The organism is Cellulomonas humilata (genome assembly GCF_030814415.1).
Classification (GTDB): domain Bacteria; phylum Actinomycetota; class Actinomycetes; order Actinomycetales; family Cellulomonadaceae; genus Cellulomonas; species Cellulomonas humilata_A.
Genome location: NZ_JAUSVB010000004.1, coordinates 336640 through 353995, shown reverse-complemented (window position 1 = coordinate 353995; position 17356 = coordinate 336640). Strand labels below are relative to the sequence as shown.

The 17356-nt window shown below is 72.0% G+C and carries 13 protein-coding genes; 5 read left to right on the top strand and 8 right to left on the bottom strand.

Going from position 1 to position 17356, the window contains the following annotated elements; all coding sequences use genetic code 11:
• Positions 1-48 precede the first annotated feature (48 nt).
• The 3 genes from gltB (at position 49) to pyk (ending at position 7608) form a co-directional block, all read left to right on the top strand.
• Positions 49-4614 (top strand): glutamate synthase large subunit, encoded by a 4566-nt coding sequence (gene gltB, locus J2X26_RS15710; protein WP_307493643.1) that lies wholly within the window; start codon positions 49-51, stop codon positions 4612-4614.
• On the top strand, positions 4607-6073 hold the full coding sequence (locus tag J2X26_RS15705; RefSeq protein WP_307493642.1) for a glutamate synthase subunit beta: 1467 nt from the start codon (positions 4607-4609) through the stop codon (positions 6071-6073). Before gltB ends, J2X26_RS15705 begins: the two co-directional genes overlap by 8 nt.
• A gap of 98 nt (positions 6074-6171) precedes the next feature.
• Entirely contained in the window at positions 6172-7608 is a 1437-nt protein-coding gene (pyk, locus tag J2X26_RS15700) for a pyruvate kinase (RefSeq protein ID WP_307493641.1), read from the top strand.
• Between the two features lie 76 nt (positions 7609-7684).
• Here pyk and J2X26_RS15695 read toward each other — a convergent pair whose 3' ends face one another.
• Complete coding sequence (locus J2X26_RS15695) at positions 7685-8374, bottom strand: hypothetical protein (RefSeq protein WP_307493640.1); 690 nt, start codon at positions 8372-8374, stop codon at positions 7685-7687.
• A gap of 126 nt (positions 8375-8500) precedes the next feature.
• Between J2X26_RS15695 and J2X26_RS15690 the strand changes: the two genes are divergently transcribed.
• Entirely contained in the window at positions 8501-10204 is a 1704-nt protein-coding gene (locus tag J2X26_RS15690; protein ID WP_307493639.1) for an MFS transporter, read from the top strand.
• On the opposite strand, the gene J2X26_RS15685 is transcribed toward J2X26_RS15690, so the two are convergent.
• On the bottom strand, positions 10130-11239 hold the full coding sequence (locus tag J2X26_RS15685; RefSeq protein WP_307493638.1) for a class I SAM-dependent methyltransferase: 1110 nt from the start codon (positions 11237-11239) through the stop codon (positions 10130-10132). The two genes, J2X26_RS15690 and J2X26_RS15685, sit on opposite strands and share 75 nt — an antisense overlap.
• 56 nt (positions 11240-11295) lie before the next feature.
• Positions 11296-12042: an alpha/beta hydrolase family protein gene (locus J2X26_RS15680; RefSeq protein WP_307493637.1), complete on the bottom strand. Its 747-nt coding sequence runs from the start codon at positions 12040-12042 to the stop codon at positions 11296-11298.
• A 38-nt stretch (positions 12043-12080) separates the two neighbouring features.
• On the opposite strand from J2X26_RS15680, the gene J2X26_RS15675 reads away from it, so the two are divergent.
• On the top strand, positions 12081-12662 hold the full coding sequence (locus J2X26_RS15675; RefSeq protein ID WP_307493636.1) for a DinB family protein: 582 nt from the start codon (positions 12081-12083) through the stop codon (positions 12660-12662).
• Positions 12663-12689: 27 nt separating this feature from the next.
• Here the strand turns inward: J2X26_RS15675 and J2X26_RS15670 are convergent, their stop codons facing one another.
• From J2X26_RS15670 to J2X26_RS15650, 5 genes are all read right to left on the bottom strand, one after another.
• Positions 12690-13352 (bottom strand): hypothetical protein, encoded by a 663-nt coding sequence (locus J2X26_RS15670; protein WP_307493635.1) that lies wholly within the window; start codon positions 13350-13352, stop codon positions 12690-12692.
• 23 nt (positions 13353-13375) lie between these two features.
• Entirely contained in the window at positions 13376-14692 is a 1317-nt protein-coding gene (locus tag J2X26_RS15665; RefSeq protein WP_307493634.1) for an NAD(P)/FAD-dependent oxidoreductase, read from the bottom strand.
• Positions 14693-14743: 51 nt separating this feature from the next.
• Entirely contained in the window at positions 14744-15670 is a 927-nt protein-coding gene (locus tag J2X26_RS15660; protein ID WP_307493633.1) for an RNA polymerase sigma-70 factor, read from the bottom strand.
• Positions 15671-15686: 16 nt separating this feature from the next.
• Positions 15687-16427, bottom strand: coding sequence for an SDR family oxidoreductase (locus J2X26_RS15655; protein WP_307493632.1), 741 nt, complete (start codon positions 16425-16427; stop codon positions 15687-15689).
• A gap of 103 nt (positions 16428-16530) precedes the next feature.
• Positions 16531-17346: a class I SAM-dependent methyltransferase gene (locus J2X26_RS15650; protein WP_307493631.1), complete on the bottom strand. Its 816-nt coding sequence runs from the start codon at positions 17344-17346 to the stop codon at positions 16531-16533.
• Positions 17347-17356: the final 10 nt, after the last annotated feature.

The following is a 17356-nucleotide window of genomic DNA, read 5'->3' as shown; positions in this document are numbered from 1 at the left end:
TGTTCGTGCAATTCCCCGACCCTGTCGGGGACCGTGAGGACGGTGCAGATGTCGACGTCGCCCGCGAGCCTTGGCGCAGTACGCGCGCCGCTGCCGCAGGGTCTCTACGACCCCGCTGCCGAGCACGACGCGTGCGGATTCGCCTTCGTCGCCACGCTGCGCGGCACACCCGGCCGGGACATCGTCGACGCGGGCCTGACCGCGCTGCTCAACCTCGACCACCGCGGTGCCGTCGGCGCCGAGGAGGACAGCGGTGACGGCGCCGGCATCCTCACGCAGATCCCCGACGCGTTCCTGCGCGACGTGGTCGACGCCGAGCTCCCACCCGCCGGCTTCTACGCGATCGGCATGGCCTTCCTGCCGGTCGACGAGACCGAGCAGCGCGTCGCCGTCGCGGCCCTGGAGTCCATCGCCGCCGAGGAGAAGCTCGACGTGCTCGCGTGGCGTGAGGTCGTGGTGACGGCGGACCTCGTGGGCCCGACCGCGCGTGCGTCCATGCCCGTGTTCCGCCAGCTCGTCGTCGCGGACCCGTCGCGCGAGCTGTCCGGCATCGACCTGGACCGCCGCGCCTACCGCCTGCGCAAGCGTGCGGAGCGGGAGCACGGCCTGTACTTCGCGTCGTTGTCGGCCCGCACGATCGCCTACAAGGGCATGCTCACCACCGGGCAGCTCGAGCCGTTCTTCGCGGACCTGTCGGACCCGCGGTACGCCTCCGAGATCGCGCTGGTGCACTCGCGCTTCTCGACGAACACGTTCCCGTCGTGGCCGCTCGCGCAGCCGTTCCGGATGATCGCGCACAACGGTGAGATCAACACCGTCCGCGGCAACCGCAACTGGATGGCCGCCCGCGAGGGCACGCTGGCCAGCGACGAGCTCGGTGACCTGACGCCGCTGCTGCCGGTCTGTACGCCGGGCGGCTCGGACTCGGGCAGCTTCGACGAGGTGCTCGAGCTGCTGCACCTGTCGGGCCGGACCCTGCCGCACGCGGTCATGATGATGATCCCGGAGGCGTGGGAGAACCACGCCCAGATGGAGCCGTCGCGCCGTGCGTTCTACGAGTACCACTCGACCCTGATGGAGCCGTGGGACGGACCCGCGGCGATCACGTTCACCGACGGCACCCTGATCGGCTCGGTGCAGGACCGCAACGGGCTGCGTCCCGGCCGGTACTGGGTGACGGAGGACGGTCTGGTCGTCTGCGCGTCCGAGGCCGGCGTGCTGGACATCGACCCGGCGACCGTCGTCGCCAAGGGCCGTCTCGAGCCCGGCCGCATGTTCCTGGTGGACACCGGCAAGGGCCGGATCATCGACGACCAGGAGATCAAGTCCTCCCTGGCGGCGCAGCGTCCGTATGCGGACTGGGTGCGCGACAACTCCGTGTTCCTCCAGCAGCTGCCCGAGCGTGAGCACGTGGCGCACTCGGCAGCGTCGGTGCGTCGACGGCAGCGCGCCTTCGGGTACACCGAGGAGGAGCTGAAGATCCTGCTCAGCCCCATGGCCGCCGCGGGTGCGGAGCCGCTGGGTGCGATGGGCTCGGACACGCCGGTCGCGGTGCTCTCCACCCGGCCGCGGATGCTCTTCGACTACTTCACGCAGATGTTCGCGCAGGTGACCAACCCGCCGCTGGACGCCATCCGCGAGGAGCTGGTGACCGCCATCGGCGGCGCCATCGGTCCGGAGCCCAACCTGCTGGAGGACGGCCCCGGGCACGCCCGCAAGCTGATCCTGCCGTTCCCCGTGATCGACAACGACCAGCTGGCCAAGATCGTGCACGTGGCCAAGCAGCCGTCGCTCGGCTACCGGTCGACCATCATCCGCGGGCTCTACAAGGTCAGCGGCGGGGGAGAGGCACTCGAGGCGCGCCTCGAGGAGATCTTCGCCGAGGTGGACGCCGCCGTGGCCGACGGGGTCAGCTTCCTGGTCCTGTCGGACCGGAACTCGGACGCCGACCTGGCGCCGATCCCGTCCCTGCTGCTGCTCAGCGCGGTGCACCACCACACGCTGCGCCGGCACACGCGCACGCAGATCTCGCTGGTCGTCGAGGCCGGTGACGTGCGCGAGGTGCACCACGTCGCGCTGCTCATCGGCTACGGCGCGGCGGCGGTCAACCCGTACCTCGCGATGGAGACCGTCGAGGACCTCGCGCGGGCCGGCTACCTCCCCGGCGTCGGGCCCGAGAAGGCCGTCGCCAACCTGATCAAGGCGCTCGGCAAGGGCGTGCTCAAGGTCATGTCGAAGATGGGCATCTCCACGATCGCGTCCTACCGCGGTGCGCAGGTGTTCGAGGCCATCGGGCTGTCGCAGCCGCTGGTGGACAAGTACTTCACCGGGACGACGAGCCGCCTGGGCGGCATCGGTCTGGACGTCATCGCGGCCGAGGTCGCGGCACGCCACGCGGACGCCTACCCGGCCAGCGGCAACCGGCAGGCGCACCTGCGGCTCGCGGTCGGCGGCGAGTACCAGTGGCGCCGCGACGGCGAGGACCACCTCTTCGACCCCGAGACCGTGTTCCGGCTCCAGCACTCGACGCGGACGCGGCAGTTCGACGTCTTCCAGCAGTACACCAACCGGGTCGACGAGCAGTCGTCGCGCCTGATGACGCTGCGCGGCCTGCTGGCCTTCAAGGAGGGCGAGCGCACGCCGGTCCCGCTCGACGAGGTCGAGCCGGTCAGCGAGATCGTCAAGCGGTTCAACACGGGCGCCATGTCGTACGGCTCGATCTCGATCGAGGCGCACGAGACGCTCGCGGTCGCGATGAACAGCATCGGTGGCAAGTCGAACACCGGCGAGGGCGGTGAGGACCCGGAGCGTCTGCACGACCCGGTGCGCCGCTCGGCGATCAAGCAGATCGCGTCCGGTCGGTTCGGTGTGACCAGCGAGTACCTGACCAACGCCGACGACATCCAGATCAAGCTCGCCCAGGGCGCCAAGCCGGGCGAGGGCGGTCAGCTGCCCGGCAACAAGGTGTACCCGTGGATCGGCCGCACACGGCACTCGACGCCCGGCGTCGGACTCATCTCGCCGCCGCCGCACCACGACATCTACTCGATCGAGGATCTGGCGCAGCTGATCCACGACGCCAAGAACGCGAACCCGCGCGCCCGGATCCACACCAAGCTCGTCAGCGAGTTCGGTGTCGGGACCATCGCCGCCGGTGTCGCCAAGGCGCACTCGGACGTCGTGCTCATCTCGGGTCACGACGGCGGCACCGGGGCGAGCCCGCTGACGTCGCTCAAGCACGCGGGCACCCCGTGGGAGATCGGCCTCGCGGAGACGCAGCAGACCCTCGTGCTGAACAACCTCCGGGACCGCGTGGTCGTCCAGGTGGACGGCCAGCTCAAGACGGGCCGCGACGTGATCATCGGTGCGCTGCTGGGCGCCGAGGAGTTCGGCTTCGCCACCGCGCCACTCGTCGTGTCCGGCTGCGTCATGATGCGCGTCTGCCACCTCGACACCTGCCCGGTGGGCGTCGCCACGCAGAACCCGGAGCTGCGCGCACGGTTCACCGGCAAGCCCGAGTTCGTCGTCACGTTCATGGAGTTCATCGCGGAGGAGGTCCGGGCGCTGCTCGCGCAGCTGGGCTTCCGCACGCTGCTGGAGGCTGTCGGCCACGTCGAGCTCCTGGACACGCGCGCGGCGATCGACCACTGGAAGGCCTCGGGTCTGGACCTCGCGCCGGTGCTCGCCGTCCCGTCGCCCGTCGCCGGCACGGAGCTGCACCACACGAAGGACCAGGACCACGGTCTGGACCGGGCCCTCGACAACCGGCTGATCGCGCTGGCCGGTGACGCCCTCGAGCGCAGCGAGCCTGTCCGGATCGACCTGCCGGTCCGCAACGTCAACCGGACCGTCGGCACGATGCTCGGCCACGAGGTGACCAAGCGGTTCGGCGGCGCCGGGCTGCCGGACGACACCATCGACGTCACGCTCACGGGTTCGGCGGGGCAGTCGTTCGGCGCGTTCCTGCCGCGGGGCATCACGCTGCGGCTGTTCGGCGACGCCAACGACTACGTCGGCAAGGGGCTGTCGGGCGGGCGCATCGTGGTGCGCCCCGACCGCAACGCGGCCCTGTCCAGCGAGCACAACGTGGTGGCCGGCAACGTCATCGGCTACGGCGCGACCACCGGGCAGATCTTCCTGCGCGGCCTGGTCGGCGAGCGCTTCGGCGTCCGGAACTCCGGCGCCACGCTCGTCGTCGAGGGTGTGGGCGACCACGGGTGCGAGTACATGACCGGCGGCACCGTCCTGGTGCTCGGCCGGACCGGCCGCAACTTCGGTGCGGGCATGTCGGGCGGCACGGCGTACGTGCTCGACCTGGTGCCCGCCCTGGTGAACGTCGACGCCCTGCGGACGAACGAGCTCGCGCTCGACCCGCTCGACGACGAGGACGCCGCGCTGGTGGAGACGCTCCTGCGCGCGCACCTCGACGAGACCGGCTCGCCGGTCGCCGCCCAGCTGCTCGAGGACTTCCCCTCGACCCGGGCGCGGTTCACGCGCCTGCTGCCCACCGAGTACGCCCGCGTCCGCCGTGCGCTCGCGCAGGCCGAGGCCGACGGCCTCGACCCTGCCGCGCCCGGCGTGTGGGACCAGATCCTGGAGGTGGCCCGTGGCTGACCCCCGCGGCTTCCTGAAGGTGCGGGACCGTGAGCTCCCGCCCAACCGCCCCGTCGAGGTCCGGCTGCGCGACTGGAAGGACGTCCACGAGAACCTGCAGGACGGCCAGCCGTACCTCAAGGAGCAGGCGGGGCGCTGCATGGACTGCGGCATCCCGTTCTGCCACAACGGCTGCCCGCTCGGGAACCTCATCCCCGAGTGGAACGACCTGGTGTGGCGCGGGCAGTGGTCGGACGCCATCGACCGGCTGCACGCGACCAACAACTTCCCGGAGTTCACGGGCCGCATCTGCCCGGCTCCGTGCGAGTCGAGCTGCGTGCTGGGCATCAACCAGCCGGCCGTGACCATCAAGAACGTCGAGGTCTCGATCATCGACGAGGCGTTCGAGCGTGGCTACGTGACCCCGCAGGTCCCGCAGCGCCTGACCGGTCACACGGTCGCGGTCGTCGGCTCCGGCCCGGCCGGCCTGGCCGCCGCGCAGCAGCTGACCCGGGCGGGGCACACCGTCGCGGTGTACGAGCGGGACGACGCCATCGGCGGCCTGCTGCGCTACGGCGTGCCGGACTTCAAGCTGGAGAAGGTCCACATCGACCGCCGTCTGGCCCAGATGGAGGGCGAGGGCACCCGGTTCCGCCCGGGCGTCGAGGTGGGTCGGGACGTGACGTGGCCGCAGCTGCAGGCGCGGTACGACGCGATCGTGATCGCCACGGGCGCGACCGTGCCCCGCGAGCTGCGGGTGCCGGGCAAGGAGCTGGGCGGCGTGCACGTCGCCATGGAGTTCCTGCACCAGGCCAACGCGGTGGCGGCGGGCAAGCCGGTCGCGGACCAGATCACGGCCACCGGCAAGCACGTCATCATCATCGGCGGCGGCGACACCGGCTCGGACTGCCTCGGCACCGCGCTCCGTCAGGGTGCGGCGTCGGTGACGACGCTCGCCATCGGCAAGCGCCCGCCGCAGGAGCGTCCCGAGCACCAGCCCTGGCCCACGGACCCGATCCTGTTCGAGGTCTCGTCCTCGCACGCCGAGGGCGGGGACCGCGACTACCTCGCGTCCACCGTCGAGTTCGTCGGCGACGAGTCCGGCACGGTGCGCGCGCTGACGCTGGCGACGACCGAGTACCTCTCCGACGGTCGCCGCGTGCCCACGCCGGGCACGGAGCGCGAGATCCCGGCGGACCTGGTCCTGGTCGCGATGGGCTTCACCGGCCCCGAGGTCGACCCGCTCACGGAGCAGATCGGCATCGAGCTGACCTCTCGCGGGCTGGTCGCGCGGACCGACGACTACGCGACGACGGTCCCCGGCGTGTTCGTCGCGGGAGACGCCGGTCGTGGGCAGTCACTCATCGTGTGGGCGATCGCCGAGGGCCGCGCAGCAGCGGCCGCCGTCGACACCTACCTGTCGGGCAGCACGGAGCTGCCGGCCCCCGTCACCGCCAGCACCGTGGCGCTGCGCCCCTGAACCCACCCCCGACCGAGTCGCGTACCGGGCCGGCCACAGGGTCGGACCGGGACTTTCGGTCCGTCCCGTGAAAACACGAAAGGCATAGGCTCGCTGTCATGCGTAGAGCAAAGATCGTTTGTACCATCGGCCCCGCCACAGAGTCTGCCGAGCAGATCCAGGCCCTCGTCGACGCCGGGATGGACGTGGCGCGGCTCAACCGCAGCCACGGCGACACCGAGGTCCACAAGCGCGTGTACGACAACGTCCGCGCCGCCGCGAAGGCGTCCGGGCGCTCCGTCGCCGTGCTGGTCGACCTGCAGGGTCCGAAGATCCGCCTCGGCCGGTTCACCGAGGGCAAGCACGACCTCGCCGTCGGTGACACCTTCACCATCACGACCGAGGACGTCGAGGGCACCAAGGAGCTCGTCTCCACGACCCACAAGGGGCTCACGGACGACGCGCGCGTCGGCGACCCGATCCTCATCGACGACGGCAAGGTCCTGGTCCGCGTGACCGCCGTCGAGGGCCCCCGCGTGGTCACCCGCGTCGAGGTCCCCGGCACCGTCTCCAACAACAAGGGCCTCAACCTGCCGGGCGTGGCCGTCTCCGTGCCCGCGATGAGCGACAAGGACGCGGACGACCTGCGCTGGGCCCTCAACGTCGGCGCCGACATCATCGCGCTGTCGTTCGTTCGCTCCGCCGCCGACTACGACGACGTGCGCCGGATCATGGAGGAGGAGAACCGGGTCGTCCCGGTGATCGCCAAGATCGAGAAGCCGCAGGCCGTCGAGAACCTCGCCGAGATCATCGCGGCGTTCGACGGCATCATGGTGGCCCGTGGTGACCTGGGCGTCGAGCTGCCGCTCGAGCAGGTGCCGCTGGTGCAGAAGCGCGCCGTCGAGCTGGCCCGCCGCAACGCCAAGCCCGTCATCGTGGCCACGCAGGTGCTCGAGTCCATGACCAACAACCCGCGGCCCACCCGCGCCGAGACCTCGGACTGCGCCAACGCGGTGCTCGACGGTGCCGACGCGGTCATGCTCTCGGGCGAGACCAGCGTGGGCGACTACCCGATCGAGACCGTGCGCACGATGGCGCGGATCATCGAGGCGACCGAGGAGCTGGGCCGCGAGCGCATCGCGCCCCTGGGCTCGACGCCGCACACCCGCGGTGGTGCGATCACCCGGGCGGCCGCCGAGATCGGCGAGACGCTCGACGTCAAGTACCTGGTGACGTTCACGCAGTCGGGCGACTCGGCGCGGCGCATGTCGCGTCTGCGCTCCGCGATCCCGCTGCTGGCGTTCACGCCGGTCGACGACGTGCGCAACGTCCTGTCGCTCAGCTGGGGTGTGCAGACGTACCGCGTGCCGTCGGTCGAGAACACCGACGCGATGGTGAGCCAGGTGGATTCCACGCTGCGCGCCAACGGTCTGGCCGAGGTCGGCGACTACGTCGTCGTCGTCGCCGGTGCTCCGGTGGGCGTCGTCGGCTCGACCAACTCGATCGTCGTGCACAAGATCGGTGACGAGGAGAACGTGACCGGGCGCATCGCCTGACGCCTTCTCGCCTCGTCGCACGACCCGTTCGGCCCCGCGCCCCGTACGCGGGGCCGAACGCCGTCCGGGGCGCGTCTCAGACCTGGACGGGGAACGTCACGAGCACAGCCACGGTGGTGAGCAGGACGACGCCGCCGATCGCGATCATCGCGGTGCGCTTGCGCGGGGAGCCCAGCTTGGAGCCGATGCCGGAGAAGAAGAGCACCGACGCGCACAGGACGGTGGCCAGCACGTAGCGGTCCTTGCGCTCGATGGCGAGCCGGGCCTCGGCGGCGGAACGCTCGGACGCCTTGTCGAGCCTGACCGACTCGGTGGTCGAGGCCAGCACGTACTCGTCCATCGCGAACGGGCTGGGGGGCGCGTCGGGGTCCGTGAGCGGGTCCTCGGCCAACCAGGCGTGCACGGCGGGCTGGAACTCGGCCCGGAACCGTTCGAACAGGAACCCGGAGTACTGGTCCGGGTCGGGCACGTACGGCTCGGGGAGGACCGCGTCACCCTCGGCGTGCAGGGCAGCGAGCCAGTCCGTGAACAGCAGCACGTCGATGGTCGTCTGCTGGCCGGCGAGGGTCGCGGCCTGGTTCGACTCGGCGCGTTCGCGTGCGGCGGCGCTGTAGGCGATCGCCTGGACGCCGCCCCACTGGCTGCTCTGGAACGCCGACCAGGCGGTGAGAACCGTCGCGACGGCCAGCAGGATCGTCGCGATCAGGTCGAGATGGCGATACCAGCCGGACTCTGTGACCTGCGCAGGCTCAGCCGTCTCGCCCACTGCCCACCCCCTCGGTTTCCGGCAGCGTAGCGCCTGGTCCGTAGCGGTGAACGGGCTGGTGGTGATACCTCTGGGGTCCAGTCGTCCGGGCACGGAGGACGTGGTGCAGATGGGGAGCGGTGCCCGATGACCCAGAAGACCGGCGGAGCTGCAGGGCTCGTCCTGTTCACGCTCGCCACGGCGCAGTTCCTCATGACGCTCGACAGCTCGGTGATGAACGTGTCCATCGCCCAGGTGGCCGAGGACGTCGGGACGACCGTGACGGGCATCCAGACCGCCATCACGCTCTACACGCTCGTCATGGCCAGCATGATGATCACCGGCGGGAAGATCGGGAGCCTGATCGGCCGACGGCGGGCGTTCGCCATCGGGTGCGTGATCTACGCGTGCGGCTCGTTCGTCACGTCGATCGCGCAGAGCCTCACGGTGCTGATCATCGGCTGGTCGGTGCTGGAGGGGCTCGGGGCGGCGCTGATCATGCCCGCGATCGTCGCGCTCGTGGCGTCGAACTTCGCGTCGAAGGACCGACCGAGGGCCTACGGGCTGGTCGCCTCTGCGGGCGCCATCGCGGTGGCGGCCGGGCCGCTGATCGGCGGGTTCGTCACCACCTACTGGACCTGGCGCTACGTGTTCGCGGGCGAGGTCGTGCTGGTCATCGGCATCCTCGCGCTCACCCGGAAGGTGGCGGACGCCGAGCCGGAGGCACGGTTCCGGCTCGACTACGTCGGCTCCGTCCTGTCCGCCCTGGGCCTCGGGCTGGCGGTCTTCGGTGTGCTGCGCTCGGGGGAGTGGGGGTGGGTGCTCACGCGTGAGGGCGGCCCGTCATGGCTCGGACTCTCACCCACCATCTGGCTGGTCGTGGCCGGCATGGTGGTGCTGCGGCTGTTCTTCTCGTGGGAGAACCGGATGGTCGCCCGCGGTCGTGAACCGCTGGTGCGTCCCGCGATGCTGCGCAACGCCCGGCTGGCCGGCGGCCTGACGATGTTCTTCTTCCAGTTCATGATCCAGGCGGGGCTGTTCTTCGTGGTGCCGCTCTTCCTGTCGATCGCGCTGGGCCTGACCGCCCTGCAGACGGGCGTGCGGCTGCTCCCGCTGTCGGTGTCGCTGCTGGTCGCCGCCGTGGGCATCCCGCGGTTCTTCCCGACCGCCTCCCCGCGCGAGGTGGTCCGCTGGGGCCTGGTGAGCATGCTGCTGGGCATCGTCGCGCTCATGGGTGCGCTCGAGGTGGGTGCCGGCGCGGAGATCGTCGCCGTCCCGCTGCTGTTGGCCGGGTTCGGCGTCGGTGCGCTGTCGTCGCAGCTCGGGGCGATCACCGTCTCGGCCGTGGCGGACAAGGACGCGGGCGACGTCGGCGGCGTGCAGAACACGATGACCAACCTGGGGGCGTCGCTGGGGACCGCGGTCGCCGGGTCGATCCTCATCGCGACGCTGACCTCGACCCTGCTCGTCGGCCTCGGCTCCAACCCCGAGGTCAGTGCCGAGGTATCTCAGACCGCGAGCGTGCAGCTGGCGTCGGGCGTGCCCTTCGTCTCGGACGCGCAGCTGGAGACGGCGCTCGAGGAGGCTGGGCTCCCGGCCGACGAGGTCGACGCCGTGGTCGCCGAGAACGAGTCCGCGCGGATCGACGCCCTGCGCGCGAGCCTCGCCGTGCTCGCCGTGATCGCGGCCCTCGCGCTCTACTTCTCGCGCCTGCTGCCCACCGCACCGGTGGGGTCGGAACCGGCCGGCGCGGCCGCGCCACCCGACGGGACGCCGTCAGAGGTGGAGCCGGTAGAACCGGAACATCTCGTGGTCGACCGGGAGGACCTCGACGCTCGAGAACCCGGCTGACGCGGCGTAGCCGGCGAGCACGGACGGGCGCATGACGGTCCCCGTCCCGACGCCGCCCGGGGTCGAGAGACCGTCCGGCAGGCAGCACACGATCGAGTACCCGTACAGCAGCCGCTCCACGGGGTCGGCGGGTGCCGCGAAGGACTCCGCGGTCCGCTCGTCCATGACCAGCACGTAGCCGTCGTCGCGCGCGATCGCCCGCATCGCCGCGAGGACAGCGACCGGGTCGGGCATGTCGTGGACGCACTCGTAGGCCATCACGACGTCGAACGCGCCCGCGCGGCTCTCGCGCAGCCGGGCGGCGTCGACGGCCGAGAACGCGACGCGGCCGTCGAGCCCGCGGTCGGCGGCGTGCCTGCTCGCGGCCGCCACGGACGGCTCGTCGACATCGAACCCCTCGAACGTCGCCGTCGGGAACGCGGCCGCCAGGCCGATCGACGACCATCCCTCGCCGGTGCCGATGTCCGCGACACGCGCCGCTCCCTGGAGGCGGGCGTGCAGCTCGGCGATCGTCGGGACGATCTGACGGGGCAGCTCGTCCAGGAAGAGCGGGCGGTTGAGCGCGGCCTGGGCGGTGCGGGCGTCGTCCCCGAACTGCGACCAGCTGACACCGCCGCCCGTCCGGGAGGCGGCCGCGAGGTCGTCGATCCGACGGCACGCCGCGATGACGAACCCGGCGACGGGTGCCACGTGCAGCGGACTGTCGGGATCGGTCAGGACGGGGACAACCCCGGGTGCGACGCGGTACCCACGCAGGGTCGCGCCGAGAGCCGGGTCGTCCTCCACGAGCAACCAGCCCCCCACGGCCTGCTGCTCCAGCCACTCACGCGCGTAGCGCTCCTGGGTGCCCGTGCTGGCTGCCAGGTCGACGGAGGTGAGCGGCCCGTCGTCGACGAGCGCCTGGTACCAGCCGAGGCTGCGGCCGAGATGGATCGCGACCAGGTCCATCCCGCCGAGGGTGGCGGCCAGGAGCCTGTCGGCGAAAGCCGCGGCCTCGGCGTCGGCAGCTGGGGTCTCGAACAGGTCGGTGCTCATGGTTCCTCCCGGCGATGCGCAGATCTCCCGAGTCTGGCCCTGTGCGCGGGGCTGCGTCAGCCCATCACGTCCCGCAGCACGGCGAGGACGACCGGCCACGCCGCCGAGGCGGGTTCGATCAGCTCGAAGTGCCCGATGCCGGGGACCTCGACGAGCGAGACCCCGGCCCGGTCGCAGTAGCTCCGCGCCACCTCGATGGGCACGACGTCGTCGAGGGGGCCGTGCACGACGACGGTGGTGGCGGCCGGGCTGCCGATCGCGGCGGGGTCGGTGGCGGCGAACCGGTCGGGCACGGCGGTCGGGCTGCCGCCGAGCAGCTCGCGGACCACCCCGTCGCTCAGGCCGAGCCGGTCCACCGCAGCCAGGTCGGCGGCCGGTGCCAGGGCCACCACCGCGCGGACCAGCGGTGCGCGTCCCGTGCGCCCGGGCGCACCGGCGGGGAGCTGGTTCCGCACGGCGGCCCACAGGGCCAGGTGGCCACCGGCCGAGTGCCCGACGTAGGCGACGGACCCCAGGTCGACACGGTCGGCGAGCGCGACCTGCACCGCATCGATCGCCGCGGCGACGTCGGTGAAGGTCGACGGCCAGCCCCCGCCACCGCCGACCCGGCGGTACTCGACGTTCGCGACGGCGAGACCCTCGGCCGTCAGCGCGTCGACGACGGCGCCCAGATGTGCCCGGTCGTACGCGACGCGCCAGAAGCCGCCGTGCAGCAGCACGACGAGCGGCGGTCGGGTCGTTCCCGGCGGGAGGGTGACGTCGACGACCTGGTCGGGGTGGGTGCCGTACCGGAGGGTCTCCACACCCGGACAGTACGCAGCGTGCACGGCATAGTGGCGGGATGGACGACAAGGACACGCTGCACCGGTACCTGCGCGCTCAGCGCACCAGCCTCGCGGGCAAGCTCGACGGTCTCGGTGAGTACGACATCCGACGGCCCATGACCCCCACCGGGACCAACCTGCTCGGGCTGGTCAAGCACGTCGCCAGCGTCCAGCTCGGCTACTTCGGGGTCGTGTTCGGGCGCCCGAGCGGACGGGACCTCCCGTGGGACGCCGAGAATGCGGAGGTCAACGCGGACATGTGGGCGACCGCCGACGAGTCCCGCGAGGAGATCCTGGAGCTCCACGAGTTCTCGGCGGCCCACACCGACGCGACGATCGAGGCGCTGCCGCTGGACGCGCCCGGGGTGGTGCCGTGGTGGGGGGACCGCCGGGACGTGACGTTGCACCAGATGCTCGTCCACATGTGCGTCGAGACGGCCCGGCACGCCGGCCACGCCGACATCGTGCGCGAGCTCGTCGACGGCTCCGTCGGGAGCCGGCGGGACGACCCGAACATCCCCACGATCGACTGGCCGGCCTACCGCGAGCAGCTCGAGACCGCCGCGCGGCAGGCCGCCGCCGGGTCTACGCGTCCGTGACGTCGGAGCTGATGACGAAGCGCCGGTTCACGCAGCGGCCGCGGAGCGAGCGCGGCCGGGGGTCAGCAGGATGGCGACGCTGAGCACGAGCACCCAGGCGGGGAACACCAGCTGCGCCCACTTGTTCTCGCCCGCGACGAGGAGGAGCACCAGCGCGACCGCGTAGCCGCTGAACGGCACCCAGCGAGGGACGGCGGCGGTGCGTAGCGCGACCGTGCTCACCGACAGCGTGAACACGGCGGCCATCCGCATGGCGTACACGGAGATCAGCGCCTCCGTGGTGCCGCGGCCGAACGTCCAGACACCGGCGTCGAGGTCGGATCCGGACACCATCGCGACCAGGCTCGTCGCGGTCACCGCACCCTGGAACAGCATCGCGAGGAAGAGCAGGCCGCTGCCCAGGAAGACGGTCGAGAACAGGCGGTCCTCGACCTCGCCCAGCTGGTCGCGCACCACGCCGATGAACCAGAGGAACGCGATCCCGGCGAACGGCACGAGGTTCAGGGCGAGGCGCACGAGGGTGCGTCGGCCGGGGTCGAGCTCGATCTGGCCGACGGTCTCACCCGCGACGGCGAGCCGCATCATCACGAGCGCGGCGATGAGCAGCACCGCGAAGACGATCCCCGCGACCGCGGCGGACCGCCGGCTGCGCCAGCGTCGAGCGACGAGTCCGGGCGCAGGTGTGGTCACGGGGTCATCCTGGCAGGGCCCGGCTAGCGGGGCGTGCCGCCGCGCACGAACGCCTCGCGCGGGTGCTGCACGCTCGCGAGCGAGACGATGTCCCGCCCGAAGACCGCGGCGGCCAGCCACACGGCCGCGACCCGGATCTTTCGCTCCCACGTGGGGACCGCCAGCACGTGGTAACCCCGGTGCATGACCCACGCCGGGAAGCCCGTGATGACCAGGCGCCGGTACTGGAACACGCCCTGGCCCAGGCCGAGGGTGGCCACGACGCCGAGGCTCTGGTGCACGTAGTCCCGCGGAGTCCCGCCCCGCAGCACGGCGGCGATGTTCGCCGCGAGGTGCCTGCCCTGGCGCACGGCGTGCTGGGCGTTCGGGACGGTCCGGGCACCGGGCGTGCCGACGGCGATGTCCGGGACGGCGGCGTCGTCCCCGGCGGCCCACGCGTCGGGCACGGCAGCCTGTGCCGTGCCGATGCGCAGGTCCGTGCGCACGCGGAGGAAGCCGCGGTCGTCGACCGGGAGGTCCGTGTGCTGGGCGACCACCGGGTTCGCGGCGTTGCCCGCGGCCCACACGATCAGCTCGGAGTCGAACTCCTGGCCCGTGGAGAGCACCACGTGCCCGCCCACCGCGGAGACCAGCTGCGTGTTCAGGTGCACGTGCGCGCCACGCTCCTCGAGCGCGCGCACCACCCACCGTCCGGGCTCGTCGGTGACCTCGGGCAGGATCCGGCCCGCCGCCTCGACGAGGTGGAAGCTCAGGTCCGCGAGCGAGAGCTCGGGGTAGGAGCGCAGCAGCGACGTGGCCAGCGAGAGCAGCTCCCCGAACCCTTCGACGCCCGAGAAGCCGCCGCCCACGAACGTCACGGTCAGCAGCCGCTGCCGCTCGGGTCCGGGCGGCAGGACGGAGGCGCGGTCGAACGACGTGAGGAGCGTGTCGCGGATGGCGACGGCCTCCTCGACGTGCTTCATCCCGATGGCCTGCTCGGCGATCCCCGGGATGGGGAACGTGCGCGTGACCGCCCCGGCGGTGATCACGATGACGTCGTAGTCGAGCTCGACGTCGTCGCCGTCGGCGGGGCGGACCTGCAGCACCCGGCGCGCGTGCTCGACCCGGGTCACCTCGCCGGCGACCACCTTCGAGCGGCGCAGGTGCTTGCGCAGCGAGACCGCGGCGTGCCGGGCCTCGACCGACCCGGCCATCACCTCGGGCAGGAACGGCTGGTACGTCATGTACGGCCGCGGGTCGATGACGGTGATCTCCGCCTCGTCCGGGCGCAGCGCCTTCTCCAGGTTCCACGCGGCGTAGAAGCCCGCGTAGCCACCGCCGACGATCACGATCTTCTTCATGTGTGCCACTCCCTCTCGACCACGCAGGGCGCCGGAACGTGACACCACCGGTCAGGCGGCGGGGGCGAACTGCCGCATCTTGCTCGGGGTGACCTGGATGTAGACATGCTCGATCCCACGGTCCGAGCCGTCCAGCGCGACGATCGCCTGCGGCTCGCCGGTGTCCGACGTGACCAGAAGGGCAGCGCCACCGTTGGCCTCGACGATCCGCAGCGTCGAGTCCTGCCAGTACTTGCGCAGGATGTTGTCCAGGAACGTCACCGTGCGCGCGGCGCCCACCAGCTCGACGCGCGACGCGTGCACCTCGCCGCCGCCGTCGGGCCGCACGACGACGTCGTCGACGAGCAGCCGCTCCAGCCCGTCGAGATCCCCGACCCGTGCAGCAGCGACGAACGACTCCAGCAGCCGGCGCTGCTGGGCCGGCGACGCGGGCGCCGAGCGCTCGGAGTCGAGGTGCTCGCGCGCCCGTCGGGCGACCTGCCGTGCATTGACCTCCGACGTGTCCAGCACGTCGGCGATCTCCCGGTAGGAGTACCCGAACGCCTCACGCAGCACGTAGGCGGCACGCTCCGTCGGGCCGAGCTTCTCCAGCAGGAGCAGCACGGCCATCCCGAGAGCCTCCGCCCGCTCGGCGCCGAGAGCGGGGTCCGCGCTGGTGTCCACCGGCTCCGGCAACCAGGGACCGATGTAGGTCTCGCGCCGCGCGTGCGCCGAGGTGGTCGCGTTGATGGCGAGCCGTGTCGTGGTGGTGGTGAGGAACGCCGCGGGGTTGCGGACCGCGCGGCGGTCCGTGCCCTGCCAGCGCAGCCACGCGTCCTGAACCACGTCCTCGGCCTCCGCGACGCTGCCCAGCATCCGGTAGGCGAGGCCGAACAGGCGCGGCCGCACGTCCTCGAACGCGGCCAGGTCCGAGTCCGGCACGTTGGTGTTCGACCCCGCAGCCGGCGCGCTCGGGTTGTCGGCGGTGTCCCTGGTCACCGTCACAAGATAGGGGTCACCGGGCGGCCCAGTCCTGGAGGTGGGTGCTCCCCAGCGTCGCCTCGCCGAGCGGGACCAGCGTGTCCTCCTGCAGCACGGCACCGAAGTACGGCGCGGTGAGGTCCGTGACGACCTCGCGTGCGTCGTCGCGTGCGGCCAGGAAGCGACGGCCGAGGTCGTCGAGCCGGAACCGCTCCGGGCCGGCGATGTCGACCCGGGCGTTCGTCGGCGCGCCCACCGCGACGTCACGCAGCTCGGCGGCGACGTCGTCGGCGGCCATCGGCTGGATCAGCACGGGCGCCAGCCGCACCGTGGAGCCGTCCGTCGCGGAGTCGACGATGCCGGCGAGGAACTCGAAGAACTGGGTCGCGTGCACGAGCGAGAACGGGATCGGGGAGCTCTCGATGAGCTGTTCCTGCGCGATCTTCGCGCGGAAGTACCCGCTCTCGGGGAGCCGCTGCGTGCCGACGACCGACAGCGCCACGTGGTGCCGGACGCCTGCGACCGTCTCGGCGGCCAGCAGGTTGCGGGTCGAGGTCGTGAAGAACTCCAGGACCGCCGCCGCCTCGAAGGACGGCGAGTTCGAGACGTCGACCACGACGTCGGCGCCCGTCAGCACCTCGGCCAGCCCGTCGCCGGTCAGGGTGTTGACGCCCGTGCCGGGCGACGCGGCGACGGCGTCGTGGCCGTCGGCCGCCAGCAGCGCGACCAGCTTCGAGCCGATGAGGCCCGTGCCTCCGATGACGACGATCTTCATGGGTGAACCTCCGTGTCGGTGACCCAGCGACGCGCTGGTCACACGTTCGACCGAGCAGGGCGTGCAGACGTGACACTCGGCCGGGACCTGCCGGACGGGTGCGTCAGGCGCGCACGCCCAGCGTGTGCCGGACGTGCTGCGCGAACGTGAGGCGACCGGCGTCGTCGCGCATCCCGTCCAGGGTGTCGACGACCTCGGCGCGCAGTGCCGCGCGGTCCGCCTCGGGCACGGACTCCCACATCGCCCGCTGTCCGTGCGACCACGAGAACCGCAAGAAGTGCTCCGGGTCGTCGAACCTCGCCTCGACCTGGTCCGCGACCGTCCGGACGTCGGCCAACCCGGCCACGCGGAACAGGTCCTGCATCCCGTCGTCGGAGGCGAACGGTCCGCGCCGGCCGCTGGTGCGGGCGTCGAGCATCGCCGCAGGAAGGTACGGATCGAAGAGGGCGTCGACGCGGCGCCACTGCTCGTCCTGGCCGCCGAAGGTCGTCACGCCGAGGCGTCCGCCACCAACAAGGAGGTCCGTCCACGCACGCAGCGCCGCGGCCGGGTCCGGCAGGAAGAACAGCACCAGGCACGACGCGACGACGTCGAAGGACCCCGACGGCAGCCCGGGTGCGCGGGCGTCGCCGACCCGCACCTCGACCTGCGGCAGGTCCGACAGGTCCTGCCTCGTCAGCTCGACCATCCGCGGGGCGAGATCGATCCCCAGTGCGTACCCGTCGGGCCCGGTCGCGTGAGCGAGCGGCCGCAGCGCCGCACCTCGTCCGCAGCCCACGTCGAGCACGCGCTCGCCGGGACGGACCGCCAGCGCGGCGACGAGGCCCGCGGCGATCGGCTCGAACCACGGCACGCCGACGCGGTCGTACGTGTCCGCAGCTCGGTCGAACACGCCCGCGATGCCGTCCGGAGACCCCATGCCGTCACCC